The sequence below is a fragment of the Sediminicoccus sp. BL-A-41-H5 genome (genome assembly GCF_050632405.1).
GTDB lineage: Bacteria > Pseudomonadota > Alphaproteobacteria > Acetobacterales > Acetobacteraceae > Roseococcus.
In genome coordinates this window covers 3,693,441-3,719,759 of the sequence record NZ_CP192601.1, presented here as the reverse complement: position 1 = coordinate 3,719,759, position 26,319 = coordinate 3,693,441, and the positions used below count along the sequence as shown (strand labels likewise).

General features: G+C 65.8%; 24 protein-coding genes. 11 read left to right on the top strand and 13 right to left on the bottom strand.

Annotated elements, in window-relative coordinates; genetic code table 11:
- The 3 genes from ACQ860_RS18205 to ACQ860_RS18195 are packed head-to-tail and all read right to left on the bottom strand — an operon-like array spanning nucleotide 1 to nucleotide 3,008.
- Nucleotides 1–303, bottom strand: coding sequence for a hypothetical protein (locus ACQ860_RS18205; protein WP_431304751.1), 303 nt, complete (start codon nucleotides 301–303; stop codon nucleotides 1–3).
- A gap of 11 nt (nucleotides 304–314) precedes the next feature.
- On the bottom strand, nucleotides 315–1,703 hold the full coding sequence (locus ACQ860_RS18200; RefSeq protein WP_431304750.1) for an MBOAT family O-acyltransferase: 1,389 nt from the start codon (nucleotides 1,701–1,703) through the stop codon (nucleotides 315–317).
- Nucleotides 1,704–3,008 carry a GDSL-type esterase/lipase family protein gene (locus tag ACQ860_RS18195; RefSeq protein ID WP_431304749.1) on the bottom strand — a complete coding sequence of 435 codons (1,305 nt, stop codon included), beginning with the start codon at nucleotides 3,006–3,008 and terminating at the stop codon, nucleotides 1,704–1,706.
- 136 nt (nucleotides 3,009–3,144) lie between these two features.
- Here ACQ860_RS18195 and ACQ860_RS18190 point away from each other — a divergent pair, with 136 nt between their 5' ends.
- Nucleotides 3,145–3,885 carry a GDSL-type esterase/lipase family protein gene (locus tag ACQ860_RS18190; protein WP_431304748.1) on the top strand — a complete coding sequence of 247 codons (741 nt, stop codon included), beginning with the start codon at nucleotides 3,145–3,147 and terminating at the stop codon, nucleotides 3,883–3,885.
- A 120-nt stretch (nucleotides 3,886–4,005) separates the two neighbouring features.
- Here ACQ860_RS18190 and ACQ860_RS18185 read toward each other — a convergent pair whose 3' ends face one another.
- From ACQ860_RS18185 to ACQ860_RS18170, 4 genes are read right to left on the bottom strand one after another with little or no spacing between them, the layout of a single operon-like run.
- The gene (locus ACQ860_RS18185; protein WP_431304747.1) at nucleotides 4,006–4,977 is read right to left on the bottom strand and encodes a Bug family tripartite tricarboxylate transporter substrate binding protein; all 972 of its coding nucleotides are present in this window, start codon (nucleotides 4,975–4,977) and stop codon (nucleotides 4,006–4,008) included.
- Nucleotides 4,974–5,624, bottom strand: coding sequence for a polysaccharide deacetylase family protein (locus tag ACQ860_RS18180; protein WP_431304746.1), 651 nt, complete (start codon nucleotides 5,622–5,624; stop codon nucleotides 4,974–4,976). Before ACQ860_RS18180 ends, ACQ860_RS18185 begins: the two co-directional genes overlap by 4 nt.
- Before the next feature lie 3 nt (nucleotides 5,625–5,627).
- A complete protein-coding gene (locus ACQ860_RS18175; protein ID WP_431304745.1) occupies nucleotides 5,628–7,364 on the bottom strand; it encodes a gamma-glutamyltransferase family protein in 1,737 nt (578 codons plus the stop codon).
- Between the two features lie 59 nt (nucleotides 7,365–7,423).
- A complete protein-coding gene (locus ACQ860_RS18170; protein ID WP_431304744.1) occupies nucleotides 7,424–8,404 on the bottom strand; it encodes an NAD-dependent epimerase/dehydratase family protein in 981 nt (326 codons plus the stop codon).
- Between the two features lie 531 nt (nucleotides 8,405–8,935).
- On the opposite strand from ACQ860_RS18170, the gene ACQ860_RS18165 reads away from it, so the two are divergent.
- Entirely contained in the window at nucleotides 8,936–9,907 is a 972-nt protein-coding gene (locus tag ACQ860_RS18165) for an FkbM family methyltransferase (RefSeq protein ID WP_431304743.1), read from the top strand.
- Nucleotides 9,908–9,938: 31 nt separating this feature from the next.
- On the opposite strand, the gene ACQ860_RS18160 is transcribed toward ACQ860_RS18165, so the two are convergent.
- Together ACQ860_RS18160 and ACQ860_RS18155 are read right to left on the bottom strand one after the other, a co-directional pair.
- The gene (locus tag ACQ860_RS18160) at nucleotides 9,939–11,990 is read right to left on the bottom strand and encodes a glycosyltransferase family 2 protein (RefSeq protein WP_431304742.1); all 2,052 of its coding nucleotides are present in this window, start codon (nucleotides 11,988–11,990) and stop codon (nucleotides 9,939–9,941) included.
- A 2-nt stretch (nucleotides 11,991–11,992) separates the two neighbouring features.
- Nucleotides 11,993–12,940: a DUF6492 family protein gene (locus tag ACQ860_RS18155; protein ID WP_431304741.1), complete on the bottom strand. Its 948-nt coding sequence runs from the start codon at nucleotides 12,938–12,940 to the stop codon at nucleotides 11,993–11,995.
- A gap of 685 nt (nucleotides 12,941–13,625) precedes the next feature.
- On the opposite strand from ACQ860_RS18155, the gene ACQ860_RS18150 reads away from it, so the two are divergent.
- The 5 genes from ACQ860_RS18150 to ACQ860_RS18130 all read left to right on the top strand — a co-directional run bounded on the left by ACQ860_RS18150 (nucleotide 13,626) and on the right by ACQ860_RS18130 (nucleotide 18,755).
- The gene (locus ACQ860_RS18150; RefSeq protein WP_431304740.1) at nucleotides 13,626–14,723 is read left to right on the top strand and encodes a GSCFA domain-containing protein; all 1,098 of its coding nucleotides are present in this window, start codon (nucleotides 13,626–13,628) and stop codon (nucleotides 14,721–14,723) included.
- Complete coding sequence (locus ACQ860_RS18145; protein ID WP_431304739.1) at nucleotides 14,720–15,274, top strand: hypothetical protein; 555 nt, start codon at nucleotides 14,720–14,722, stop codon at nucleotides 15,272–15,274. The genes ACQ860_RS18150 and ACQ860_RS18145 overlap by 4 nt, the downstream gene beginning before the upstream one ends.
- A 735-nt stretch (nucleotides 15,275–16,009) precedes the next feature.
- Entirely contained in the window at nucleotides 16,010–16,717 is a 708-nt protein-coding gene (locus tag ACQ860_RS18140; RefSeq protein WP_431304738.1) for an O-methyltransferase, read from the top strand.
- A 36-nt stretch (nucleotides 16,718–16,753) separates the two neighbouring features.
- Nucleotides 16,754–17,965 (top strand): polysaccharide pyruvyl transferase family protein, encoded by a 1,212-nt coding sequence (locus tag ACQ860_RS18135; protein WP_431304737.1) that lies wholly within the window; start codon nucleotides 16,754–16,756, stop codon nucleotides 17,963–17,965.
- A gap of 19 nt (nucleotides 17,966–17,984) precedes the next feature.
- Complete coding sequence (locus tag ACQ860_RS18130; protein WP_431304736.1) at nucleotides 17,985–18,755, top strand: hypothetical protein; 771 nt, start codon at nucleotides 17,985–17,987, stop codon at nucleotides 18,753–18,755.
- Between the two features lie 83 nt (nucleotides 18,756–18,838).
- Here the strand turns inward: ACQ860_RS18130 and ACQ860_RS18125 are convergent, their stop codons facing one another.
- The 4 genes from ACQ860_RS18125 to ACQ860_RS18110 all read right to left on the bottom strand — a co-directional run bounded on the left by ACQ860_RS18125 (nucleotide 18,839) and on the right by ACQ860_RS18110 (nucleotide 22,627).
- Nucleotides 18,839–19,675: an SDR family NAD(P)-dependent oxidoreductase gene (locus ACQ860_RS18125; RefSeq protein WP_431304735.1), complete on the bottom strand. Its 837-nt coding sequence runs from the start codon at nucleotides 19,673–19,675 to the stop codon at nucleotides 18,839–18,841.
- A complete protein-coding gene (locus ACQ860_RS18120) occupies nucleotides 19,672–20,622 on the bottom strand; it encodes a tripartite tricarboxylate transporter substrate binding protein (RefSeq protein WP_431304734.1) in 951 nt (316 codons plus the stop codon). The genes ACQ860_RS18125 and ACQ860_RS18120 overlap by 4 nt, the downstream gene beginning before the upstream one ends.
- Nucleotides 20,622–21,623, bottom strand: a complete 1,002-nt coding sequence (locus ACQ860_RS18115) for an NAD-dependent epimerase/dehydratase family protein (RefSeq protein ID WP_431304733.1) — start codon at nucleotides 21,621–21,623, stop codon at nucleotides 20,622–20,624. The genes ACQ860_RS18120 and ACQ860_RS18115 overlap by 1 nt, the downstream gene beginning before the upstream one ends.
- A gap of 65 nt (nucleotides 21,624–21,688) precedes the next feature.
- Entirely contained in the window at nucleotides 21,689–22,627 is a 939-nt protein-coding gene (locus tag ACQ860_RS18110; protein ID WP_431304732.1) for a DUF2125 domain-containing protein, read from the bottom strand.
- Nucleotides 22,628–22,675: 48 nt separating this feature from the next.
- Here ACQ860_RS18110 and ACQ860_RS18105 point away from each other — a divergent pair, with 48 nt between their 5' ends.
- The 4 genes from ACQ860_RS18105 to ACQ860_RS18090 all read left to right on the top strand — a co-directional run bounded on the left by ACQ860_RS18105 (nucleotide 22,676) and on the right by ACQ860_RS18090 (nucleotide 26,285).
- Complete coding sequence (locus ACQ860_RS18105; RefSeq protein WP_431304731.1) at nucleotides 22,676–23,230, top strand: gamma-glutamylcyclotransferase; 555 nt, start codon at nucleotides 22,676–22,678, stop codon at nucleotides 23,228–23,230.
- 39 nt (nucleotides 23,231–23,269) lie between these two features.
- On the top strand, nucleotides 23,270–23,638 hold the full coding sequence (locus ACQ860_RS18100; protein ID WP_431304730.1) for a hypothetical protein: 369 nt from the start codon (nucleotides 23,270–23,272) through the stop codon (nucleotides 23,636–23,638).
- A 61-nt stretch (nucleotides 23,639–23,699) separates the two neighbouring features.
- Nucleotides 23,700–25,319, top strand: a complete 1,620-nt coding sequence (mdlC, locus tag ACQ860_RS18095; protein WP_431304729.1) for a benzoylformate decarboxylase — start codon at nucleotides 23,700–23,702, stop codon at nucleotides 25,317–25,319.
- Complete coding sequence (locus ACQ860_RS18090) at nucleotides 25,320–26,285, top strand: Bug family tripartite tricarboxylate transporter substrate binding protein (RefSeq protein ID WP_431304728.1); 966 nt, start codon at nucleotides 25,320–25,322, stop codon at nucleotides 26,283–26,285.
- Nucleotides 26,286–26,319: the final 34 nt, after the last annotated feature.

Below are 26,319 nucleotides of genomic sequence, written 5' to 3'. Positions count from 1 at the left end.
TCAGGCACGGCCCCAGGAGAGGATCGCGCGCAGCCCCTGCGTGAGTGCCGGGATGCCCAGCGCCTCCATCGCCGCGTGCCAGGCCTCGGCAAGCGCGATGAGTTCCTCCGTGCCCGGCAGGAGGGGCAGGCCATAGGCGGCGTCCAGGATGGCGCCCGAGCGGCCCATCAGCAGCAGCAGCCAGGCCACCGCCAGCACCACGAGCGCACGACCGGCCGGCATCACCGCCGTGGCGCGCGAGAAATCATCGGGCACGCCGCGGGGTGGCGGCGGGGCATCGGGCATCCAGGGTTGCTGCCGCATTGCGCGCTTCCTCAGAACTGGAAGTAGATGAAGGGGGCCACGCCCTCGGGCCCGGCCAGCAGGATCAGCAGCAGCGCCACGCCGCCAAGCACGCCCAGGACGACCGGCGGAACCCGGCGCAGCGCTCCCTCGATCCGCTCGCGCAGATCGGCTGGCCAGAAATGGAAGGAGAGGCCGAGCAGCGTCAGCGCCAGCAGCCGCCAGGTCACGCTCTCATTCGGCAGGTCGAACTGCACGAGGCCCGCCAGCATCGCCCAGAACCCCGCCATGTCATGCGCGCGGAAGAGCACGAAGGCGAAGACGACGATGTGGAAGGTGATGAACCAGCGCAGCACGCGCCCGCCCGTCGTCACCGGCACGGCCTTGCCGCCCAGCGCGCGCTCGACGCCCAGGGCCGCGCCATGGATCACGCCCCAGAGGACGAAGGTCCAGGCCGCGCCGTGCCAGATGCCGCCCAGCACCATCGTCGCCATCAGCGCCACGCCGACATGCCGGCGATTGCCGCCGAAGCAGCGGATATAGACGTAGTCGCGCAGCCAGGTGGAGAGCGAGATGTGCCAGCGCCGCCAGAACTCCGAGAGGGTGACGGCGCGGAAGGGCTGGTCGAAATTCTTCGGGAAGTGATAGCCGAGCAGGGCCGCGAAGCCGATCGCCATGTCCGAATAGGCGGAGAAGTCGCAGAAGATCTGGATGGTGTAGCCGTAGCTCGCGAGCCAGATGTCCAGCGCGCCATGCGCGGACGGATCGCGGAACACAGGGTCCACGATGCCGGTCGCGAGTTCGCTCGCGATCACCACCTTCTTGAATAGCCCGCCCAGGATGAGGATGCAGGCCATCACGACTGGAATGCGAAAGCGATCGGGCGGTGTGTGGAGCTGCGGCAGGAAATGCGCGGCGCGCACGATGGGCCCGGCCGCGAGATGCGGGAAGAAGGTCAGATAGGCCAGAACATTGAGCGGCGAGGGCTCCGGCTCGGCGGCGCCTTCATAGGCATCCACCATGTAGGAGATGGCCTGGAAGACGTAGAAGGAGATGCCGACCGGCAGCACGATTTCGAGCAGCGGCATGGCGCCCACGCCCAGCCAGTCCAGCCGCGCCACCACCTCCTGCAAGAAGAAGTTCGTGTACTTGAAGTAGAAGAGCCAACCCAACGTGCCGGCGATGCCGAGCCAGAGCCAGGCGCGCGAGCGCCCGCGCCCGGCCAGCAGCCCGATGCCCCAGGTCCAGAAGCCGACGAGCAGGAGGGCCGCGCAGAACTCCACGCTCCAGAAGGCGTAGAAGGCGAGATTGGCGGCCAGCAGGAAGGGCTTGTGCCAGGCGGGACGGAAGCGGACGAGCGTCCAGTGGCCCAGGAAGACCACCGCGAAGAAGATCGCGAAGATGCCCGTGGGAAAGAGCATTCAGGTGGCGGTGGTGCGCGCGGAGAGACCCATGCCGCGCAGCAGGTGCGCCTGCAGCCGCTCCGCCGTCAGGCGATAGCCGTCGGGCGTGAAATGCACGAGGTCGGGCCGCATGAGCGGCGCATCGCCGCGCGCGAGCTCAGGCAGGCGGCAGGGGCTGCGCGTCACCTCGGCGCTCCAGTCGAAGAAGGCGACGCGCTGCGCCTGCGCCACGCTGCGCTGCGCCGCGCGCACCCGCAGCAGCGCCGGCAGGGGCGCGACGGCGGCGCAGCCCTGCGGCGGCCGGCCGCGGCGGGTGGCGCGCACCGGACGGCCGGCATCGGGCACGCCCATGATCATGATCCCGCTGCGCGGCAGCGCTTGGCGCAGGCGCTGGATCTGCCGCGTGAGCTGGGCGGCGTAGGCCGCCTCGTCGAAGTCGGAATCCACCGCCTCATTTGTCCCGAAGGCCAGGATGACGAGCGCGGGCGGCTGGTTGGCCAATTCGCGCGTGAAGATCGCCGGATCGCGGTTGTCGAGCGAGGCCAGCGTCGCGCCATTGATGCCGAAGCCCTCGACCAGCACGCCGCGCCCGGCGCGGTCCATGCCCCAGCCCAGCAGTTCCACCGGACCATCCCCCACCACCTCGATGGCGAGTTCCCGGCTGCGGGCGGGCGCATCCAGCGTGAAGGGGCGGAATTCCGGGCTGGCGCCGCGCAGAGTGACCGGCTCCACCGCCAGCTCATCCACGCGCAGGCGGAAGCTGCCCGCATCCGGGCCGGCCATCATGCTGAGATGCACGCGATCGAAGCCCAGGGCCTCGGTGGAGCGCAGCGTGATGACATCGCCCGCGCGGCTTCCGGTCAGGCGGAAGCCCGTGAGGCCGAAGGGGCCGGGATTGCTGGCGCGCAGCGCGCTGCGCACGGTCCATTCGCCGCTTTGCGAGGCCTCCACGATCTGGTTCGCGTTGATCGGGCGCTGTGCGCGGCCAGGCGGCAGGCGGCCCGGCCCGAGGGCGCCGAAGCGCGCTTGCATCAACTCGCGCAGATGGCCCACCATGACGGGGCCGGCCGTGTGGCTGTCGCCCAGGACGAGAATGAGCGCGCGCGAGGCCTGGCCCCGGCCGCCGCCGCGCAGCGCGGCGGCCAGCGGTTCATACGGATTGTCGCCGGCGCGTGCGGGCAGGACGGATTCGAGGCCGGAATCGGGCCGCGCCTGGGCCAGCACGAGCGGCCCGCCGGCTTCGCCGGTGAGCGGCTCCGGCCGCGCGCCACAGCCGCCGAAGAGGGCGGCGGAGCCCAGGAAAAAGGCGCGGCGGTTCAGCATTTCGTGCAGGCCGGGGACTTCATTGTTACAAAGTGCATGATATAAATCCTCACACACCCGCTGTCTCGGAGAAAACCGCGTGGCGTTCCGCGCCCAACCCGCATCTCCCTCGCGGCGACGCCTTCTCTATGGCGCAATGGCGCTGCTTTCGTCGGGCGGGATCGCGCTGGCCCAGCCCGCCATCCTGCCCACCCCCCTGCCCGAACGCCCCGCGCCGGAACGCGTCAATCTGCTCTTCTGCGGGGATTCGCTGGCGCAGGGCATGTTCCTGGCACTGAACGGCCAGCTCCGCCGGCGGGACACGGTGCGCGTGACCAACGGCACCCTGCACGCCACGGGCGTGACCCGCAGCGACGAACATGACTGGCCCACCGTCTCGCGCGATCTGGTCGCGAGGCACCGGCCCAACCTGACCCTCTTCTGGGTGGGCGCCAATGATTTCCGCCCGCTGGTGGTGCGCGAGACGCGCTCGCGCTTCGCCTTCGGGACGCAGGCCTTCGCGGATGGCTATGGCCGCCGCGTGGGCGAGATGGTGTCCGCCGCGGTGCAGTCAGGCTCCCGCGCCGTCTGGTTCGGCCTGCCCAATGTGCGGGACGCGCAATTCGCCAATGCCGTGCGCCAGTTGAACGAGATCCAGCAGAATGCGGCGCTGGCCGCCGGCGCGGTCTGGATCCCCACCTGGGAGGCGACGAGCGACCCGCAGGGCCGATTCAAGTCCAGCGTCGCCCTCGAGCGAGGCCCGCGCGGCTTCCGCGCGGAGGACGGCGTCCACTTCACCGAATGGGGCTACCGGCGGATCGCGGCGCTCTTCTTCGACGAGGTGGAGAACATCTTCCCCGAACTCGCCGAAGGGCTGGGGCGTCTCAACGATACTTGATGCGCGAGGGCTTCGCCCTCGCACCCTCGGACAATGGCGCGCCGCATTCGCGGCGCTCGGCTTCGCCGCACTGGCGGGGGCGCATATTCTGTCGCCCGGCCCTCCGGAGCGCGCGTCGCGTCAGGAATCCGCAGTGATGTTCGCCCGCCGGATCACCTCGCGCCAGCGGTCCAGCTCGGCGCGCTGGAAATTCGCCAGATCCTCCGGGCTGCCGCCCATGCCCTCCACGCCGTTGCGCGCGAAGGCGGTGCGGGTCTCCGGCTCGACCAGGGCGGCGTTGAAGATGGCGTTCAGCCGCTGCGTCAGGGCCGCGGGCAGGCGGGGCGGTGCGTAGATCGCCCACCAGGCCTCGATGTTGATGACCGGCAGCCCGCCCTCGGCGAAGGTAGGCACGCCGGGCAGCACGTCGCTGCGCGTGTTCCCCGTGATGCCGAGCCCCAGCATCGTGCCGGACTCGATATGCGAGCGGACGAATTGCGTGTGGTAGAACATGGAATCGATCTGCCCGCTCAGCAGGTCCGTCACGGCGCGGGCGCCGTCACGGTAGGGCACATGCGTGGTGGTGATGCCGGTCGCCTCGCCCAGCAGCGCCTGGGCCAGGTGCCCCGTGGTGCCTGTGCCGGAAGACGCGACCGAAAGCGGCCGGGTGCGGGCCAGGGCCACGAATTCCGCCATGCTCCGTACGCCGAGCTGCGGCCGCACCACCAGGAGGATCTTGGTCTTGGAATGCGCGATGATCGGCGTGAAGTCGCGCATCGGATCATAGGGCAGGTTCGGCATCAGGTGGGGGTTCACCGAATGCGTGCCGATCGTGCCGAGCAGCAGCGTCAGCCCGTCCGGCGCCGCCTGGGCCACGTATTGCGAGCCGATGGTGCCGCCGGCGCCCGCGCGATTGTCCACAATCACCGTCGCGCCATTCAGCCCGCGCGAGACTTGCTGCGCCGCGATGCGGCCCAGGATGTCCGTGCTCGACCCGCCCGGGAAGGGCACGACGAGGCGAATCGGCCGGTCGGGCCAGGCCTGGGCCTGAGCGCGGCTGGGGGCGATGGCCGGGGCTGCGAGCCCCAGGGCCAGCAATGGGCGACGCTTCATGGCGCGATGTCCTCCCGTGAGATGCGCTGCATGTCGCACATCGGGCGGCCCTCCTGCAATGCGAGGCAGGGCTCGGGAAACGCGGCGCTGAACCGCGCCCCCTCCCCTGCGAGCCGCTCCAGGAAGGCGTCGATATGGCGCATGGCGCCATTGGGCAGGTCATGCAGCACGAGCAACACAGGGCCGGCGGCGGCGCGGCACTGCGCGAGCGCCGTGGTGGGCCAGCCCTCCGGATCGCGGAAATCTCCAGGGACGGCGTTCCACAGCACCACCGTGTAGCCCCCGGCGCGCAGATGCCGGAGCGCGCTGGCATTGAGCAGGTGGTCCCCCAGCGCGCCGCCGCCGCCATTGGGGCGGAACAGGCGATGCGCGTTGAGCGGCCCGAGCAGCGCCTCGGCCTCCGTGATCTCGGCCACCGCCTCGGCGCCGCCGCGCAGGCCAAGGGGCAGGCCATGGGTCAGCGTGTGGTTGCCGATGCGGTGGCCATCGGCCAGGGCGCGCTCGGCCAGCGCCCGCCGCGCCGGGTCGCGCAGCTTCTGCGCGATGGGGAAGAAGGTCGCCGTCAGGCCGTGCCGCGCCAAGGCGGCCAGCACCAGGGGCGTGGCCTCCGGCTCAGGGCCGTTGTCGAAGGTGAGGCAGACCTCCAAGCCTCACCACCCCACGGCATAGCTGGCGCGGCGCGGATCGGCGCCGGCGGTCAGGATGCCGCTGCGCTGATCCGCCTGGACCAGGCAGACCGCGCCGGCGCGCCAGATGCGGTCGGGCCACCAGCTCACCTGATGGCCGCGCGCCGCCAGCGCCTCGCCCGTCGCGCGATCGATGCGGCCCTCCAGGCAGAGGCGGCCGGGATAGGTGACATGCGGCTCGAAGCTGTCGGGGAAGCTGTAGGTGGCCGCACGCGGGTGCTCCACCGCATCCTGCGGATCCATCCCGAAGAGGAGCATGTTCAGCATCACCTGGAGCATCGCCTGGGACTGCACGTCGCCGCCCGGCGTGCCGAGCGGCATGACGAATTCGCCGGGCCGCTCGATCATGATGGGGTTGGGCGTGAGCCGCGGCCGCTTGCACGGCGCCACGCGGCTCGGGTGCCCTGGCGCGGTGAAGGATTGCGAGCCCCGAGAGGAGGGACACAGGCCCGTGCCCGGAATGACGGGCGTGTCGCTCGAGACATCGCTCGGCGTGGCGGAGACCGCATTGCCCCAGCGATCCACGACCGAGATGTAGGAGGTGTCGCGCGGTGGGCCGGAGGGTGCGCCCGGCATGGGCAAGGGCGCGCCTGGCGAAGCAGCGGCGGTGCCAAGCGGATCGCCGGGGGGCGGCATGTCGGGCAAGGCGCGGGCGGGGTCGATCATCGCGGCGCGGGCGGCGGCATAGGCGGGATCGAGCAGTGCTTCGAGCGGCACGTCCACGAACTCCGGATCACCATAGAAGCCCTCGCGGTCGGCGAAGGCGAGCTTCAGCGCCTCGATGATCGCGTGCAGGTAGTCGGGGCTGTTATGCCCGGCGGCCCGCAGGGCCTCGGGGTCGAGCAGGGCGAGCGCCTGGTGCAGCACCGGCCCCTGGCACCAGGCGCCGCAGGTATGGACATCCACGCCCGCGAAGCGCCGTGTGATCGCGCGCTCGACCGGCGAGCGGTATGCGGCGAGGTCCTCGGCGGCGAGCCAGCCACCTTCCTCGCGGTGATAGCGCAGGATGGCTTGCGCGATGTCCCCCACGTAGAAGGCGGCCCGCGCCGCCTCGAGCCCGGCCGCGCGGTCCCCGCCGCGGGCGAGCGCCGCACGTTCCTCATCGGCCATGTAGCGGAGCGAGCGTGCGAGGTCGGCCTGGACGAAGAGTTCGCCGACGCGGGGCGGGCGGCCGCCGGGGAGGAAGATCGCGGCATTGGACGGCCAGCGCGCGTATTTCTCGGCATAGCCCGCGATGGTGTCCGCCATCAGGGGATGCACGGGGAAGCCCTCGGCGAAGCGGATCGCGGCCTGCACCACCTCCGAGAAGCGCATGGTGCCGAAGCGGGCGAGCGCGGTGATCCAGGCATCGGGCGCGGCCGGCACCACGGTGCGCAGCAGGCCCTCGGGGATGGTACCGCCGCAGGCGCTGAGGAAATGCTCGGGGTCCGCCGCGCGCGGCCAGGGGCCGAGGCCCGCGATGGTCCAGACCGCGCCATCGGCCATGCGGATCATGATGGGGGCGACACCCGCGACATTCACGATGTCCGGCTGCACGACGCCGAGCGCGATGCCGCCCGCCACCGCCGCATCCACCGCATTGCCGCCCGCTTCCAATACGGCGAAGGCAGCATGGGCCGCGCCGTAATGCCCGGCGGAGACCATGTGCCGCGTGCCGCGCAGGGCGGGGCGCTGTGCGTAGGGCTCGGCGGGGTCGGGCATGGGCACTCTCCAGCGGTCAGGGCGGCGGGCATGGTGATCCCGCGAAAGCGCGCCGCGGTCTAGCCGTGATAGCTGCGCCACCATTCCACGAAGCGCGTCAGCCCCGTGCGGAGGTCGGTCGTGGGCTTCCAGCCGAAATCGCGCTCCATGGCGGAGACATCGGCGAAGGTCGTCGGCACGTCGCCGGGCTGCATCGGCTTCAGCTCGCGGATCGCCTTCACGCCCAGCAGTTCCTCGAGCAACGCCACCAGGCCGAGCAGCGGCTCGGGCTTGCTGTTGCCGATGTTGTAGAGCCGGTGCCCGCCATCCGTCGGCGGATGGTCCAGCGCGGCGATGATGCCCTCGACGATGTCGTCCACGAAGGTGAAGTCGCGCATCATGCGGCCTTCGTTGAACAGCGCGATCGGCCGGCCCTTCAGCATGGCGTCGGTGAAGAGCCAATAGGCCATGTCGGGCCGGCCCCAAGGGCCATAGACGGTGAAGAACCGCAGCCCCGTGAGAGGCAGCCCGTAGAGGCTGCTATAGGCCGCGCTCATCGCCTCGCCCGCCACCTTGGTCGCGGCGTAGAGCGAGGCCGGATGGTCCACCCTGTCGGTCTCCCGGAAGGCGCCGGCGGTGCGCGAGCCATAGACCGAACTGGTCGAGGCATAGACCGTATGGCGGATGCGCCCCTCCGACCGGCGGACCGCCTCCAGCACCGAAAGATGGCCGGTGACATTCGCGGAGGTATAGGCGAAGGGCGCCTCGAGCGACCAGCGAACGCCCGCCTGCGCGCCCAGATGGACGATCCGGTCGATCCCGGGGTGGGCCTGCACCAGCGCCAGCACCGCCTCATGCTGGACGAGGTCCAGCTTCTCAAACCGGAACTGCCCCGCCGTACCTCCGCCCGTCAGTGCGGCGAGGCGCGCGCGCTTGAGCGCCGGATCATAATAGCCATTGAGGTTGTCGAGGCCGATGACACGCTCGCCACGCGCCAGCAGCGCCTGGCAGAGATGCGCGCCGATGAAGCCGGCCGCGCCGGTGACGAGGATGCTAGACATCGAAGCGCCGCATCATGACCCGGTGTGGCCCGAGCCGCCGCCGTTCACGAGCGACCACGGCCTGTGGGGCAATCCGAAACAGCTTGCGCCACGGCATCCTCCCCTCCCGAATTCGGCCGGGAGAAGTCCGGAACCGACCTTGCCTTGGCTTACGATCATGAAAAGGCGACGCCCATCCCCAGGAGCGGCTCCGCCCCTTGTCCAGCGGCATGAGATATTTGCATGCGATGCGCAAGTGTCATTTCGGGTCTGGTTCTCCTGGCATGCGAAAACCGCATGGGGTGCGACGGTTGCCGTTCCGCTCCGAGGATTTTTCAATCGAAGCACATGTGTTCGCATGTCTCCGAGCTCGACCGGCGGCACCAGGCCTGCCGCGCCTCAGCCACCCGGGCGAGGAGCGTGCCGCACGGCCGCGGTTCGTGATGTCTTTGGGCCGGCATCCCGGCAAGGACCGCGTCGCTTCGGCGGCGCCGAACATTGCGCCCTCCAGGCGTTGCCGCTATTCTAAAGTGCCATCAGCGGGAGATTGCGATGCCTTCGGATCTGGAAGCCGCCGAAGCCAAGAAGGACATCAAGTCGCTCGAGGCCGACGAAAAGATCCTGAAGCATTTCGGCACGATCAACCCGCCCTACGCCTTCATTTCCGGCGGCAACCGGCGGATCAGCGTGGATCCGCTCGACAAGCGCGCGCGCATGCAGCTTCTGCGGCACGGCGAGAAGTACTACTCCAAGATGCAGACTGTGGTGTACGCGCTGCATGCCTATCTGAAGCCGGATTTCTTCCTCGACATCGGCGTGAATTACGGCGAGTGCCTGTTCACCGCGCCGGAAGGTGCGGCCACGCGCATCATCGGCTTCGAGGCCAACCCCAATCTCACCGCCTTCCTGGATCGCAGCCTGGCCGAGAACCCGGATCTCGATATCCGGATCATCCAGAGCGCCGTCTCCGACCGGCCGGAAGGCAGCCTCGCCTTCTTCATCAACAAGGCATGGTCCGGCAAATCCACGGCTGTCGCGCCCAGCGATGCGGAGGCGGCGCATATCGAGCGGATCGAGGTGCCGACCACCACCATTGACCACGAACTCCGCGAGCTCATTCCCGATGGCAGCGTCGTCGTCGCGAAGGTGGATGTGGAAGGACTGGAACCGAAGGTGCTCGCCGGGGCGCAGGATTTGATCCAGCGTTGCCGGACGATCGTCTTCTGCATCGAGTTCGACAGCAAGTTCCTCTCGGGTTCCGGTGCCGCGGAGGCCTTCTTCGAGGAACTGACCCGTAGCTTCCGCGTCTACACGATCCGGCGCGAGGGCATCGAGGTCGTGCGCGACTACAAGACGCTCGTCGAGCAGGCAGGCGCCAAGCGCCACGTGCATTGCGATCTGATGCTGTACAGGACCCGTGACATGGACGGGCTGAACGCGTTCGAGAGTCAGTTCTGCACCAAGGCGGTGGTGCGCATGGCGCATGATTTCTGGCCGGTGCTGGCCACGCGCCGCGGCTCCTGAACCGAGACCGGGCTGCCGCGCCGGGCGGTGGTCAGACCTTGATTGCCGCCGGCACCTCGAAGGGCCGCTCGTGCTCGGCGCGCAGCTCGATCGACTTGCCCGCTTCCATGCGGGTGAGATGCCAGTCCACCCAGGATTCGGTGTAGGCGAGACGGACCGGCGAATACCGGTTCTCATCGAAGGCCGTGGCCCCGGACTGGGTGAGTGAGCCCTCGTGATGCAGCCCGAGCGCCAGGCAATCCGGCAGGCCGCTCACCGCGGCCCAGCCGTAGCGCAGCCGGATCCGCGTGAGATATTCGGCGTCGGCACCTGTCCGGACGTAGTCGAAGGGCCCGATCTCGTGGATCACTTCCCGACGGAAGAGGGTCGATGCCGGGTTCAGGTGGGTGTAGCCGCCGCCGCGCCGCTGCACCACGCGTCCGTCATCGCGCATGCGCAGCCATTGCGAGGTGGTGCAGACGAACCCCTTCATCAGCTCATGAATCTGCCGGTTCACCTTGAGCGGATGCATCCAGTCATCCGAATCATGGAAGCCCAGGATTTCGCCCTTCGCGACCGTCATCCCGTAATTCTTCGATGCGTAGGTACCCATGTTCGCGATGTTGAAGATGGGCGTGACCCGCCGGTCGGCCGCGGCGAGGGCGCCGATGATCTCGCGCGAGTTGTCCGAACTCACATCGTCCACGATCACCAGCTCGATATTCGCGCCCACCTGTCCCAGCACGCTGCGCACGGCGCGCTCTATCGTCGCGGAGCTGTTGAACGATGTCATGACGATCGAGACCAGCTCGTCGCGCGGCTCCACGCCCGCGGCATTGCCGGTCAGTGCGAAGCTGCGCATGGGCTCCGCCGTGTCGAAGGAGACGAGCGGCATGCCCCCCGTCTCGCCGAAGCGGTGGACGCAGTCGTACCAGAGCTGATGATCCTCCTGCGCCAGGGCGATGTTCGCCAGCGTCAGGACATGCTCCCGCCGCTCCGCCGCCTTCTTCTCGGCGCGCTGGACGAAGCTCAGCGCCTCGGCGAGGGAATTGCGCTGGAGAAAGAATTCCGCCAGCGCGAGGCAGCCGAAATAATCCACATCAACATGGTTGAAGAGCGCGGCGCGCGCGGTGGCCTCGGCCTCGCGCTCATCCGTGGCGAAGATCGCATTGAAGTGCTCGATCAAGGCGCCGGCGTTGGTGAGGTTCTGGAAGAACAGGTTGCGGTAGAGCCGCTTCGCCTCGGGCATGCGGCCGCTGCGCATGCAGGCGCGCGCGTGCAGCCCAAGGAAGCGAGCGACCTCGCGCGGGGGGAGGCCATCGGCCGCGCCACCCGGGGCGCAGTATTCCGCGACCAGCTGGCTCGATGCGCGGTGGGCCGATTCATTGGCGTTGAAGGCCGTGTAGACTCGCACGACCTCAGCCAGGAAATAGGGGCGGAGGGCCTCCGCCACCCGCACTTCGCCACGTTGCCACGCCCGATAGTGCAGAAGCAGGCGGAAGCGATGCTCGGAGGAGGCGGTGGCGCGCAGCGAGGCGACAAGCGGATTGATGTCCGTCGTCTCGCCCGCCAGATTCTCGAGCAAGGCATCCACCGAGAGGGCGGGCACGGGCGGGCGGGCGCCCGGTTGGGGCCGGGATGCAGCGATGCGTGGCGCGGCCTGGCCTGCCGGGCTGCCGCCGCCCGCGGCGAGGACGGGGGAGGCAAAGCGGGGACGGTCCACCCTGACGATCGGCTGGCGCGCCGCCTCGCCGAGATCGGCCGCCAGTGAAATGAGCCGCTGCGCCGCATCCGGCGCCCCGGACGCGGCGGCATAGGCCCGAAGTTCATTCTTGAACAGCTTGTCGCCGATCAGCAGCTTAAGGACCGGGAAGGCTTCCCGCAAAGCGGCAATCCGCTGCGCCGCGCCCGGCGTGATGGGAAGCGCCTCGCCCACCATCGCCACCACGCGGCCGGGCAGCGGGACATTGGCAGCAAAGGGGGGGAGCCCGCCGCTGCTCGCCTGCAGGCAGCAGGCGAGGAACTCAGCCCGGAAATCCTCACGGGAAGGCCCAGCCTCTTCCCCGGCCCGTGTGGTCGCGAGGAATTCGATCAGCGGCTGCATGGTCAACTGACCTTGGATCTGGCCTCTTGCGTGAGCTCGGAGAGGAACTGCTTCGCCGCGCCGGCATCATCAAAGAGTTCGGCCTTCAGCCAGACCGGGATGATCTTGTCCCACTCGGCCTCGCTGAGCGTGGCGACGCGCGAGCGATGGATGCCAAAGGTCATGACAGGATTGGCTTCCAGCCCTTCGATGAATTCGTTGAAGGCATCCCCTTCGGCGGGCGCCCTGCGGGCGATCAGGGCGGCGTTGCGCGAAGCGAAGCGGTAGAGTTCAGCCGGCCCCGTCTCCTTCGTCAGCAGGTAGGCGAAGTAGAGGGAGTATTCGGTGAAACCCCAACCGCGATCGAGCATGAAATCATCGAAATGCGCGCCCTCGCGCGTCTCGATCTCATCGATCATCTGCCGCACGCTGGCGGCATGGAAGGTGAACGGGGCGGTGGAGGGAAGCTCGAAATCGGTCGGCGTCGCCTGGAAATACTCAAGCGCCTCCATGAGCGTCTTGTCGGGGGCGCGGTTGCGGCGGTTCTTGTGGGTGCGGGCCTTCTTGCTCTTGAGATCCACGACGCTTTCGAGAGCGGACGGCTGGATGAGGTGGTTCTTGGCGTCTAGCGCCGTGTAGAACCGAGAACCGACCAGACGGCTCGCCAGCAGCTTCAGCGCCTGCTGCGACTTGAGGCCGGAAATCCGGACATGCGGACGCATCATCCGCGTCATGGGGATGATCTCGACCTTGGAGATCAGCCTGCCGTATTCCGGAAGAACGTGCCTCTGCAACAGACTATAGCAATACTCGGGCGCAAGTTCGTTGACGATGATGAAGATACGACCAATGTCATCGCCACGGAAGTTGCGGGCGACCGACCTCGCCTGCAGCTTCATCGAGAAGATATCGTGCTCATACACGACCGTGACGAAGTCGATCGTCTCGATCGCGCCGTTGGTTTCGCTCATCTCGCTACCTCAGATCCTTTGGCTTGCCGCCGCCGTCCCTACCCGCTTCACTTCTTCTTTTCAGACGGCACCCGCCCGTCGATCGAGGGCGGCGACGCATCATGCGTCTTGCCACGTGATGAATTCCGCCGGCGGGACGCACAGGACCGACGCCGAATGACAAACGGCAGCATGTGAGAGCCGCGCGCCATTACTGCGGTTTTATCACTTTTGGTCTTCAAATATAATTTTAACATGCCCTGCCTCTTCACGGCCTGCAAGAGGGGCGCGCCATCATCCGCTTGAATTTAACCAAAGCGTCAGCGGCGCCTCGATCGAGCGGCGACCCCGCCAGATCGCCCGGAGACTGGCCGAGGCCCCGGGGCGTGGCCACACATGCGGCCCGCACCCTGCAAGGCGCACACCTCACGCAAATCTCTGACCAGCCGGTGAGACCGATGGGCACCCGAGAGTCTGAATCCACAAAATGATCTGACTTATATTCAATATTTGCTATAAAATTTACTATAAACGTTTTTGCAGATCGTCCGCCCCCCCCTCTCGTAAAGTGTCCAAAACTCATCTTCTGCGTGATTTCTTGGAGCAAAATCCAGCAAGATCGGGGCATTGAATCCTTCTGTCGATTGACATTCCTTGCATCATCGCGTGATGTCGGCACATCACAAGCGGTTCAGGGAATGACGGCATGAGCTCCTCGCCGACCGACATGGCTTCCCCTTATGCCGGATTGGAATCCCGCGCTTACTGGCGCACCGGCGTGGCGACGCAGGACCCCAGGACGATCACGGGCCTCTATCGTCGCAAATTCCCCATCGCCCGCACGGACAACATCGTCACCGCCGGGAGTTGCTTCGCACAGCATGTGTCGCGGCAGCTGAAGCAGCGCGGTTGCGCCATTCTCGACGCCGAGCCGCCACCAGCCGGGCTTTCGGGCGAAGCGGCGCACCGCTTCGGCTATGACCTCTATTCCGGGCGCTACGGCAACGTCTATACGGTCCGGCAGCTGCTGCAGCTGCTGCGCGAGGTGCGCGGCCGCTTCCAGCCGGAAGGCTGGATCTGGGAACGGGACGGGCGCTTCTATGACGCGCTGCGACCGTCGGTGGAGCCCGACGGCCTCGCCTCGCGCGAGGAGGTGATGGCGCACCGGGCCTCGCATCTCGCCCGTTTGCGCTGGTTGTTCGGCCGGGGCGACCTTCTGGTCTTCACCATGGGGCTGACGGAAGCCTGGCAGCATCGCGCGTCGGGCACGATCTTCCCGACCGCCCCCGGAACCATCGCGGGCTCCTTCGACCCGGCCGAGTACGAGTTCGTGAACTTCTCCTACCAGGAGGTCTATGCGGACTTCCTGCTGGTACGGAAAATCCTGAAGGCACGGCGGAAGGAGATGCGCTTCCTGCTCACCGTCTCCCCCGTGCCGCTGACCGCGACCGCGAGCGGCGACCACGTGCTCGCGGCGACGCTCTACTCCAAGTCTGTCCTCCGCGCGGTGGCCGGACGCTTGGCGCAAGAGCTGGAGGATGTGGACTACTTCCCCTCCTATGACCTGATCGGCTCGCACTTCTCGAAGGGGGCCTTCTACGACCGCAACCTCCGCTCGGTGACGAATGAGGGCGTTCAATCCGCGATGCGCATGTTCTTCTCGGAACACGTCTTCGAGGACGCTCCGGCCGTTCCGGCAGCCGCGCCCGCTGTCGCGGCCCCCGTCTCCGCCGCGCTGGACGCTGATGAGGAGGCCGACGACGTGGTCTGCGAGGAGATGCTGCTGGAGGCTTTTGCGCGATGAACATCATTCTCATCGGCAACTCCCACGTGGTTGCCTTGAAAGAGGCGGCGGCATTCCCCGGATGCGTTTCGTATTTTTATGCGCCTGGCGGAAACCTGCGCGAAGTGGTTGTCGAGGACGGGCGATTAATGGGTGCCAATGAAAGGGTTCAAGCCCTTCTGAGTGCACGAAGCGCCATTCCTGGTCGTGAAGTTCAGGATCATGTTGTGCTGGCCGATTACGACGCGTTTGTAGTTGTCGGTCTGGGGCTCTCGGCGAAAGTCGTGGCCGATGCATATGCGACTGTCAGGCTATGGCCTCACATCGAGCGAGGCAAAACGTTGGTGTCCGAACCCTGCCTTGAGGAAATTCTTATAGGAAGAATCAGGAGAACAGGCGCATTTCAATTGGCCAAATCATTACGACTTAATGTAGAGAAGCCAATATTTGTAGTACCTCAACCATCGCCCCTGGAAGGATTTAAGACCATTATACCAAAAGGTGGCCTCCAAAGGTCAGCTGTCAAATTATGGCGCCCATGTCAAATTATGGCGCCCACTCATCGACAATGAATTGGCTGATATGCTCATACCTCTATACAATAATGCACTTAAGAAAGCAGCTAAGCTGGAAAGCATATGTACCGTCTCACAACCGCTCGAAACGATGGTTGGCGCTTTTACACAGGGTCAGTATCGTCGAACTGATACAGATTATCGCCATGGCAATTCGTCGTATGGAGCGATAATAACCCATCACATCACCGCGGCCATGAATCAACTTATGCATTAAAATTACATTTCCTTTGAAAGTGCCAACAGTTCTTCTACGTTGATTTTGTTTTTAGAGTTATATTTCTAAAATGCTTATATTTGAATAAGAAAATTCACGGCATCAATGATTCACAGAATATATATGAAGATGAGATTGAATTTCTGGAAATTATTTATATTATTTCATAGACAGCAATGATGCGTCAGATGATCGAATACAGGCAGTTGATCAAATGGCCCGTCTACGAGGCAGTGTGTTACGTGCCCATCCTAAGTGAGGAAGTGCCAAGGTTATGGTCAGTAGTGTCGGGTCATTCTGGATTGACGCCCCCGAACATGAGATGCCACCCCAAAGATGCCACGCTTGCTAGACTGGATTAAGAGCAGACCCTGCTGCCCCCCTAACTGGAACGTGATGGTCGGCGGGTTTCACCCTGGCCAACGAGCGAACTGTCTGCTATTCTCAACAAGAATCCAGGCGCGATCTGCCGTAGGCGGCAGATCGCGCCCGTTAGATGGCGGGAGAGCTACGCAGTGCGAAAAAAGATCACCTTCATTCGCCAACAGCCAGGCTGGCTCGCCGCCAATCTCGACAGGGCTGAATTCGACCCGGATAGCTTGGACGATATACAGCTAATCGAACAACGGGCCACGATAACCGCGGAAACCGGCAAACACCCACTTTGGCAAGGCTACGCACAGCTGGAGGAGTATGCGCGCGACAAAGCTGGAATGCGGAGCGCCAATCAAGTACGGACATCCACACCAGTTGGCGTATTTTATAGCTGGCTTGTGCGGCAAAGAAATTCTAGGAATGTCCTCGAATTTGGAACCGCATTTGGCCAGTCGGGAATGTTTTGGCTCTCAGGGCTGAAGAAAACACAAGGACACCTTTATACTTTTGAACCAAACGAGGGATGGGCCGCTTTGGCTCGCGCAAATCTGGAAGCTGTTGCCACCCAGTTCACACTAACAGTCGGAACATTTGAAGAAAATGCCGCGAATGTGATTGGAAACGATAAAATAGATATTGCGCTGATTGACGCGATTCACACAAAAGAGTTCGTCGATGCGCAATTTTCTATCGTAATGAAGTATATGAGACCTGGCGGCATCGTCATATTTGATGACATCAATTTTTCGGGTGGCATGAAAGACTGCTGGAGGCGGATCGCCAATAGTGCCGACGTGTTATCATCTGCTTCAATTGGCGGGCGGTGCGGAATTGTTGAACTGTATTAAAGTTGAGGAGGCATCGACGAGGTTGAAATAGCCATCATGATAGCAAAGTATCGATATTGGCAAAAAATACGCAACTGCGGGGACGCGATCACCTCTTTTATTCTTCGTGACGTAGTTGGCGTAACACCGAAAGTCTCTACCAGTGACGAAGTTCACTTACTCGCCACAGGCAGCATTTTCTTTATGGCGACTGAGCGCTCATTTATTTGGGGTTCTGGTATTTTGGACCCTAACGTGGAACTCAGGCCTATTCCTTCGCCGCATATTCGAGCAGTCCGCGGCAAGCTCTCGTGGGGAGCCTTGAAGCAACGACTTCCCGATTTGCCAGTCTTGCCACTTGGCGATCCTGGCAGCCTCGTCGGGTATCTACTACAGGACCACGAATTTTCTACACTTCCAATCACACATAAAATTGGATTGATTCCTCACCATAAGTCGTTTGATAAAATTTCTAATTTTTATAGAAATTCAGACGCTCATTTTATAGACATGCGAGATGCAGGACTTGGTCCGATCCGCGCCATCCAGCAGTCGGAGATTATAGTATCACAAAGTCTCCACGGCTTAATTTTCGCATCTGCGCTTGGCAAGCCTCATGTATGGTTGTCAGAGAAGGATGATCCGCGCTGGAATTTCAAGTTTAATGACTGGTTTTCAACAACCGATAATGGGCAAACTTCGCCGATTTTGGTCGGAAAGTCTTTACAGGACATTTCTGCAGCGGCAGACCTGCGACCTAGTCTTGTCAATCAGGAAGCTCTTCTTGGTGCGTTTCCGTACGATGATGTCTGCACAAAAGAGAATGGAGCTCTATTGGATTTTGAAACATGCCGCACGCAACCAGTTGCTGTCTTACGGACAAATTGGATCGATGATCTGACGCACCTTGCCACAGCAGATGGTCTAGAGAAAGAGCGAACAAGATTTTGCAAATTACTACGCAACAACTTACGTGATTTTTTTGCGTCATGGTCGGAGACACCTTACGTGCTTATCGTTCCACCAACTGCTCGAGGACCCATTCCTGATCTAGAATCTCTTGCCAGTATTATGGATCGATACGCATCAATTGACTCCATGCTCGTCTCCCTAAACTCGAGTGCGGCGTTTGCAGGCCGCGCACCGAAAATGGTTGATTGCAACCTTCGGATTGACGAAGCAGAATACTCGTCTGAAGCGTGTTTATTATTGCGTCCAACTGTCCCATTCAATTTTAAATCACGAATTTGTTCGCTCAGTCGTGCATAGAGCGAGCTAGGAGCACTTCATGTCTGCCGATCTTGTGACTTTTTGTATCCCTCTTTTGCCCAAGGCTGTTGCTAAGGATTGGATTACTGTAGTTTCTCTACTCAACGATACATTGAGCTCGCTCCGAAACCAGCGCGACTCAAGGTTTAGGATTTTTTTGGCGGGCCACGAAATGCCTGAACTGAATGTATCATCGGACTTGGATATTAACTTCCTCAAAGCGGGCTGGGATCCCAAGTCTGACTTATCTCACAAACTTCGTGATAAGCGCTTAAAGCGCAAGCTGCTGTATCGCGCGCTCCGCGAACACGGGGGTGGCTATGCAATGTTTTTAGACGCCGACGATTTGGTTAGCAATCGAGTTGTCGAATATGTATTAAAGACACGTCATCCACACGGTTATTTGATTTCCAAGGGCTATGGATTTGACCGAATTAATAAAAAACTTGCTCCCATTCCGGGCGTTTGGACTGGAAACTTTGACGCCGTTTGTGGAAGCTGTATGATTTTTAACTTCCATGAGAATGATCTACCAAAAGGCAATGATTCAGATCCGGCTATTTTTTCCAATCGGTTACGCCGGCATTCGGACTGGAAGAGTATTGCTGCTGAAGCTGGCCGTTCGCTTATGGACTTGCCGTTTCCAGGAGCCGTATATGTCTTGAATCATTCTCAAAATATGCACTCAGAGATCGCAACCGATCGCGAGGAGCAGGTACCAAGGCGCATCGCAGCAAAAGCAATTCCAATAACAAAAGAACTGATCGCTGAGTTTTCTCTCCCAGTATAGATTAGGAACGAAGCCGCTTGTCCCTATCACGCGTCCGGGTTTCCATTATGTCCATCGTCTGTTTTTGATCGTGCGGCGACCACTTACGGCGTCTTCAGTGTCAGTCCGCCATCCACCACGATCTCGGCGCCCGTCACGTATTTCGCTTCGTCCGAGGCGAGGTAGAGCGCCGCATAGGCCACGTCCCACGCATCGCCCATGCGGCCCATCGGCGGCTGCGCGTTGCGCCGGGCCACGATCGCGGCGACATCCCCGCCGCTGCGCTGGCCCGCGAGGCGCGCTTCCACCAGCGGCGTGTGCATCAGTCCGGGGATGACCACATTGCAGCGGATGCCGGCGGGAGCGTAGCGCACCGCGATCATCCGCGAGAGCGCCATCACGCCCGATTTGGACGCCGCATAGGCCATCAGGTCGGGTCCGATGTTGCGCAGCGCGGCCACGGAGGAGAGGTTCACGATCGCGCCCCCGCCCTGCTTCGCCATGATCGGCAGCACGGCGCGCGTGCTGAGATGCACATAGTGCAGGTTGTGGTGGAACTGCTTGTGCCAGACCTCCGACGACATCTCCTCCGGCCCGCCGGGCACGCTGCCGCCCACATTGTTCACCAGGATGTCGATGCGGCCGAAGGCTGCCATCGTCGCGGCCACGATGCGCGCGATCTCGCTCTCCTGCGTCACATCCGCGCTGAGCGCCAGGGCCTGGCCGCCCTCGGCCGCGATCATCGCGGTGGTTTCCTCGGCCGCGGCCTGATGGAGGTCAACGCAGGCCACCTGCGCGCCCTCGCGGGCGAAGAGGATGGCCATGGCGCGGCCATTGCCGATCCCCTCGCCGACCGAGCCCGCGCCCAGCAACAGCACGCGCTTGCCGGCCAGGCGCGGCGCGCCCCGCGGCGGCAGCGCCGCAAGCGAGGCGACGCTCATCGCTGCGCCCAGGGCGTGGTCTGCCACAGCGTGCGGTAGCGGCGCTCATCCTGCCGGAGGCGCGCGAACCAGGCTTCGCCCGATTCGTGCCGCACGAGCAGCGAGCGCGCCTCGATGGCGCGGATGAACTCCGGGTCCTTCGCGATGTCGTCCGTGGCTTCGCGGAAGCGCGAGACGATGTGCGCGGGCGTGCCGACGGGCATGACCAGGCCGCGCTCGGAGGCCATGGTCACGTCAATGCCCTTCTCCTTCAGCGTCGGCAGCTCGGGCGCGAAGCGACTGCGCTCGTTGGCGGCCAAGGCCAGCAGGCGCATGCCCTCGTTGTTGGTCAGCACATAGCCGAGGTTCAGGCCCGTGGAGACGATCTGCTTGCCGAGGATGGCGGTGCGGATCTGCGGGTCGCCCTGGAAGGCCACGTGGTTGAAGCGCAGCCCCGTCGCCTGCTGGAGCAGCACCATCAGCAGGTGGTCATCCGTCCCGATGCCGGGCGAGCCGAAGGTGATGCCGCCCGGGTCGCGCCGCGCGGCGGCGAACAGATCCTCGATGCTGCGATAGGGGCTGTCGGCCGCGACCGAGATGGCCGAGGGGTCGCCCACCAGATTGCCGATGGGCGCGAAGTCGTCGAGCTTGAATTGCGCCGTCCGCTCGATGGGGATGGTCAGCAGGCCGGGCATGTTGGTGGTGCCGATCACGGTACCATCGGTGCGGCCGCGTGCGATGGCGGCCAGCGCCACCTCGCCGCCCGCGCCGGGGCGGTTCACGACGACGACATTGCCGCCGATGCGCGGCTCGAGGAAGCGCGCATAGAGCCGCGCATCCACATCCGTGGCGCCGCCGGCGACGAAGCCCACGATGATTTCGATCGGCCGGTCCGGCCGCCAGCCCTGCGCGAGGGCGGGGGCGGCGAGCAGCGCCGGGGCGGCGCCGAGAAGCGTGCGACGAAGCATCACGAATTTCCTTCCTTGAGCCACTTGATGAGGCGCGAGAGGCCCTCGCGCATCTCCACCTCCGGCTTCCAGCCGATGGCGTCGAAAGCCTTCTCATGCGCGATGCGGAAGGCGCCGCCGGAGGTGAGACGCACCTTGCCCGCGGTCTCGCCCACGAAGGTGGGCGCCGGGCCGCCACCGGCCAGTTCCGTCACCAGCTTCACCAGCTCCAGCGTGGTGATCGGCGCGGGGCCGGAGGTGTTCACGGCCACGTTGCTCGCCGCACTCTCGAAGGCCATGCGGTTGGCGCGCGCGAGGTCTCCCACATAGACGAAATGCTTCGTCTCGCTGCCATCGCCGAAGATCTCGGGCGGCTCGCCGCGCGCGAGCTTCTCGAGCGTCTCGATGATGTAGAGTGCGTTGGCCGCGCGGTGGTGCTGCCGCTCGCCATAGACGGTGGAATAGCGCAGCACGACATGCGGCAGGCCGCGCTTGGCCGTGTAGGTGCGGCAGAGCTGCTCGCCGATGATCTTGGTCGCGCCATAGATGATGGCAGCCGGCGGCGCGCCCTCACTGTAGAAGGGCGTGCCCTCCACCAGGTCGCCCTTGATGCCGGGGCCATAGCCATAGACCGCGTTGGAGGAGGCGAAGACCACCTTCTTCACGCCACGCGCGACGCTCGCTTCCAGTGCGTTCTGCACGCCGCGGATGTTCACATCCAGGCCGCCCCAGGCGTCGCGGTCCATGTTCAGCGTCATGTAGGCGGCGAGCAGCAGCGCGCCATCGGCGCCCTCCAGCGCGGCCAGCAGGTCGCTCATGCGCATCACGTCGCCGCGGATGATCTTCAGGCGCGGATGGTCCTTCAGATGCGCGACCGCGCTTTCCGCGCCCATCGAGAAATTATCGAAGAGGCGGACCTCGGCCGCGCCCGCATCGAGCAATTCGCCCGCCGTCGCGGAGCCGACGAGGCTGCCGCCGCCGATGATGACAAAACGCGACCCGGCGATGGGGACGGACGCCATGCTGTTCCTCCAAGGTGATTTCTTGGCGGGCAGCATGCGGCCGTGTTCGGCTCAGGACAACCCGGTCAGCGGCGCGGTGCGCCTGGCCATTCGATGGGCGGAAGTGTCGTGAGCGGAATGCGCGCCATGGTCAGGCGGCGGTTGCGCAGATCCAGCGGCAATTCGACGCGCGGCGGCCCGCCCTCCGGCGGCACGCGCGCGCTGAGCAGCAGGCCCGCACGCAAGGCGCCCACCATGTTCGGCGCGACCAGCCCGGCCGCCACCACGGCGTTCAGCCCCTCCTGCACGCCCACCAGCGTCAGCGTGCCGCGCCCCTCGGGTTGGAGCTGGGCGTCGAGGGTGATGGTGGCGCGGAGCTGCATCACCGCCTCGCCCGCGCGGGCCTCGGCAAGGCCGATGCTGAGCGCGCCGCCCGCCGCGCGCCAGGCGGAGGGGCTGATGCCGGGCGGGATGTTGAGCTTGCCGGAGATCTGGACGCTGTCGAGCCGCGGCAGCCGCGCCGGCGCCAGCCCCGCCGCGCGGATGTCGAAATCCGTGCCGAACAGGTTCACGGCGAGGCTCTGCACCGCAAGCTCCTCGCCCAGGCGCAGGCCATCGCCCTCCAGCGTGCCGCCCTGGCCGTCGAGCCGTAGCCGCGCGACCAGCGAGCGGCTCTGCACCGGCAGCACGCCGCCGGGCAGCAGGAGGAGCTGCGCGCCGGTCAGTTCCAGCCGCAACTGCCGGTGGTCCTGCGGGAAGAGGCCGAGCGTCGCCTCCGCCGATTGCCAGCCCACGCCATTGGGCGCCCGCATCGAGAGGCCCGAGAGGTTCAGCACGGCGCCGAGCGGAAAGCCCGCGCGCACCGGCGGCGCATGGGCCAGTTGCCAGCCCTCGGCCCGGCGGGCCTCGCTCCAGCGGGCCAGTTCCACCTCCAGGCGGCGCGTCGCCTCCTGCCAGGTCCAGTACAGGCCGCCGCCGGCCAGGATCAGGGCGAGGAGGAGGAACGCCCACCATTTTCTTGCCATGTGGGCAGGGTTAAACATCCCCACCGGTTTCGCAAAGGCTCGCGCGGCGTGCAGGAACTCCCTCTCGATGCCGATGGGCATCTCTATGTCTTCGCCTATGGCTCGCTCATCTGGCGGCCGGGCTTTCCGCATCTGGGGCATCAGCCGGCGCTGTTGCGCGGCTATCACCGGCGCTTCTGCCTCTGGTCCCGGCATTATCGCGGCACGCCGGAGCGGCCGGGCCTGGTGCTGGGGCTGGATCGCGGGGGCGCCTGCCGTGGCGTGGCCTTCCGCGTGGCGCGGGATGAGGCGCCCGCCGTGCTCGACTACCTGGAATCACGCGAGAACCCGAATGGCGAGAACGTCTATCACCGCCGCCTGCTGAAGCTCAGCCTCGCCTCCGGCCATGGGGTGCGCGGCATCGCCTATGTGGCGGACCGCAGCCACCCCGCCTATTGCCGCCCCTGCGAGCAGAGCACAGCCGCCACCATCGCGCGCGGCGCCGGCAAGACCGGCACCAATCGGGAATACCTGGAGAACACGGCGCGGCAGCTCGCCTCCCTTGGCCTGGCCGATCCACGGCTGGAGCGGCTGGTCCGGCTGGTGATGGCAAGCTCCGGTTAACCTCTCGGCGTGATCCTCCTCCCGGCAGGAGGAATCATCATGACGGCCGACATGCAGGAGGAGATCCGGGAGGCACGCATCCGCTGCGCGCGGCATCTCGCCGATCTGCATCGGTTGCACCTGGCGCTCCTCGCCGAAGGGCGCGGCCTGAAGCGCTTCACCGCCAATGGCCGCCCAAGCGCCGAGATCGAAGTCACCGCCGAATTGCTGGAGCAGTATCTCTCCGCCACCGACGCCTTCCTGGAGAACATGCGCGGCCGGATGGAGGCCCGCCTCGGCCTGCTGCGGCGGGGGGAGCCGCAGGTGAATGGCAGGCCGGAGGACGCGCCCGGCCATGGCGGCTTCTGGCTCGGCTTTTCCCGGCTTTGCGCCGTGCTCCGGCGTGTCTCCCGCCGGGCGGAGATGTAGCGCTTGCGGCCCAGGCCCGGGACGCCGTAACCCTGGCGCAAAGCGCGTGGGGGAAATGGACATGCCGCATGGCCCGATGGAAGCCGGCCTCGTCACGGTGCGCGAGGCGACCTACGCGCTGATGCGCCAGCTCGGCATGACGACCGTCTTCGGCAATCCGGGCTCGACGGAGCTGCCCTTCCTCGACCGCTGGCCGGAGGATTTCACCTATGTGCTGGGGCTGCAGGAATCGGTCGTGGTCGGCATGGCGGACGGCTATGCGCGCGCCACGGGCCGCGCCGCCTTCTGCAACCTGCATTCGGCGGTCGGCGTGGGGCATGCGGCGGGCAACATCTTCACCGCCTTCCGCAACCAGGCGCCGCTGGTGATCACGGTCGGCCAGCAGGCGCGCTCACTGCTGCCGGGCAACCCCTTCCTGGGCGCCACCGAGGCCGCGAACTTCCCGCGCCCCTATGTGAAATGGAGCATCGAACCAGCGCGGGCCGAGGATGTGCCGGCGGCCATCGCCCATGCCCACCGCATCGCCATGCAGCGCCCCTGGGGGCCGACGCTGGTGAGCATCCCGATGGATGACTGGGGCGCGCCGACCCGCCCCCTGCCCGCCCGCACCGTCAGCGTGGACATGGCGCCCGACCCGGCCCTGCTGGATCGCCTGGCCCAGGCGCTGGCACGCGCCGAGCGCCCGGTCTTCGTCGTCGGCCCCGAGGTGGACCAGGAGGCCGCCGGCCCGGCCCTGCTGGCGCTGGCCGAGCACGCCCGCGCGCCGATCCTGACCAGCCCCTTCGCCAGCCGCGTCGCCTGCCTGGAGGACCATCCGCTCTTCCAGGGCTTTCTTGCCGCCGCGCCCAATGCGGTGGCGGCGGGGCTGGCGGGCTACGACCTCATCGTCGTCATCGGCGCGCCGGCCTTCACCTTCCATGTGGCGGGCGAATGCGCGGTGTTCCATGACGGGACGCCGATCTTCCAGCTCACCTCGGATGGCGAGGCCGCGGCCGCAGCCGCCTCGGGCACGGCCATCCTGGGCAGCATGCGGCTTGCCTTGCCCGCGCTGCTGGAGCGGCTCGCGCCCACGTCGCGCGCCGCTCCAGCGCCGCGCGCCCCCGCGCCGGAGCCCGCGGCGGCCATCCCGCTCCCGGCCGAATACCTCTTCGCCGCGCTGCGCGCCGCCATGCCGAAGGACGCAATCCTGGTGGAGGAAGCGCCCTCGCACCGGCCGGCGCTGCAACGCCACCTGCCCGTCACGCGCTGGGGCGGCTTCTACACCATGGCCTCGGGCGGCCTCGGCTATTCGCTGCCTGCCGCCGTGGGTGTGGCGATGGCCCACCCCGGCACGCGGGTGGTGGCCGTCATCGGGGACGGCTCGATGATGTATTCCATCCAGGCGATCTGGAACGCGGTGCAGGCGCGGCTGCCGCTCACCATCATCGTCGTGAACAACGCCGGCTATGGCGCGATGCGCAGCTTCTCGCGCGTGCTGGGCGTGGAGGGCGCGCCGGGGATCGAGCTGCCGGGCCTGGATTTCGTGAGCCTCGCGGCCGGCCAGGGGTGCCCGGGTCGACGCGTCGAGACGGCCGAGGCGCTGCATGCGGGACTGTCGGAGGCCTTCGCCGGCGATGGGCCCATGCTGCTCGACGTCGTCGTGGACCACGCCATTCCCCACCTCTACCACAAGGCCAAGTAGATGATGGATCGCCGCTCGCTCCTCGCCGCCGCCACGCTGCTGCCGGCGGCCGCTTCAGCGCAAGGCGCATGGCCCAGCCGGCCGATGCGAATCATCGTCCCCTTCCCGCCCGGCGGTCTGGCCGACCTGCTGGCGCGCCCGCTCGCCGCCCGGCTGCAGGTCACGCTGGGCCAGCCGGTGGTGGTGGAGAACCGGCCGGGCGCGGGCGGGAATATCGGCGCCGACCTCGTCGCGAAGGCGGCGCCCGATGGGTACACCTGGCTACTCGGCTCGATCGGACCGCTGGCGGCCAACCAGTTCCTGTTTGCCTCGATGCCCTATGACACGCGCACGGCCTTCGCCCCCACGGCGCTGCTGGTGAACACGCCCAAGGTCATCGTCGTCGCGCGCAACCGGCCCTGGCAGAACCTGCAGCAGATGCTGGAGGCGGCGCGGGCCCGGCCCGATGCGGTGCGCGCGGGCTCGGCCGGCAATGGCTCCTCACTGCACATCGCCCTCGAATTGCTGAAGCAACAGGGCGGCGCGCAGATCCTGCACATCCCCTATCGCGGCGCGGCGCCGGCGGTGACGGACCTCGTCTCCGGGCAGATCGACCTGATGGTGGACAACCTCCCCAACATCCTGCCGCAGATCCGCGAGGGCACGGTGCGCGCGCTGGCGGTGGCGACACCGCAGCGCCTGCCACAACTGCCTGACGTGCCGACCACGGCGGAGGCGGGGCTGCCCACCTTCGTCTTCGGCACCTGGTTCGGCCTGGCCGCCCCGGCCCGCACCCCGCCCGAGATCGTTGGCCGCATGGCGGCAGCGGTGGATGCCGCGCTACGCGAGCCCGAGATCGGCGGCCGCCTGGCGGAACAAGGCGCCGTGCTGGGCGGCGGCACGCCCGAGGCCTTCGCAAGCTTCATCGCCGCGCAGACCGCGGCGCTGGAGGCCGTGATCCGGACGGCCAACATCCGGGCGGAATAGCGAGCGCAAACAGCGGCCCGCCCGCAAGCCCATC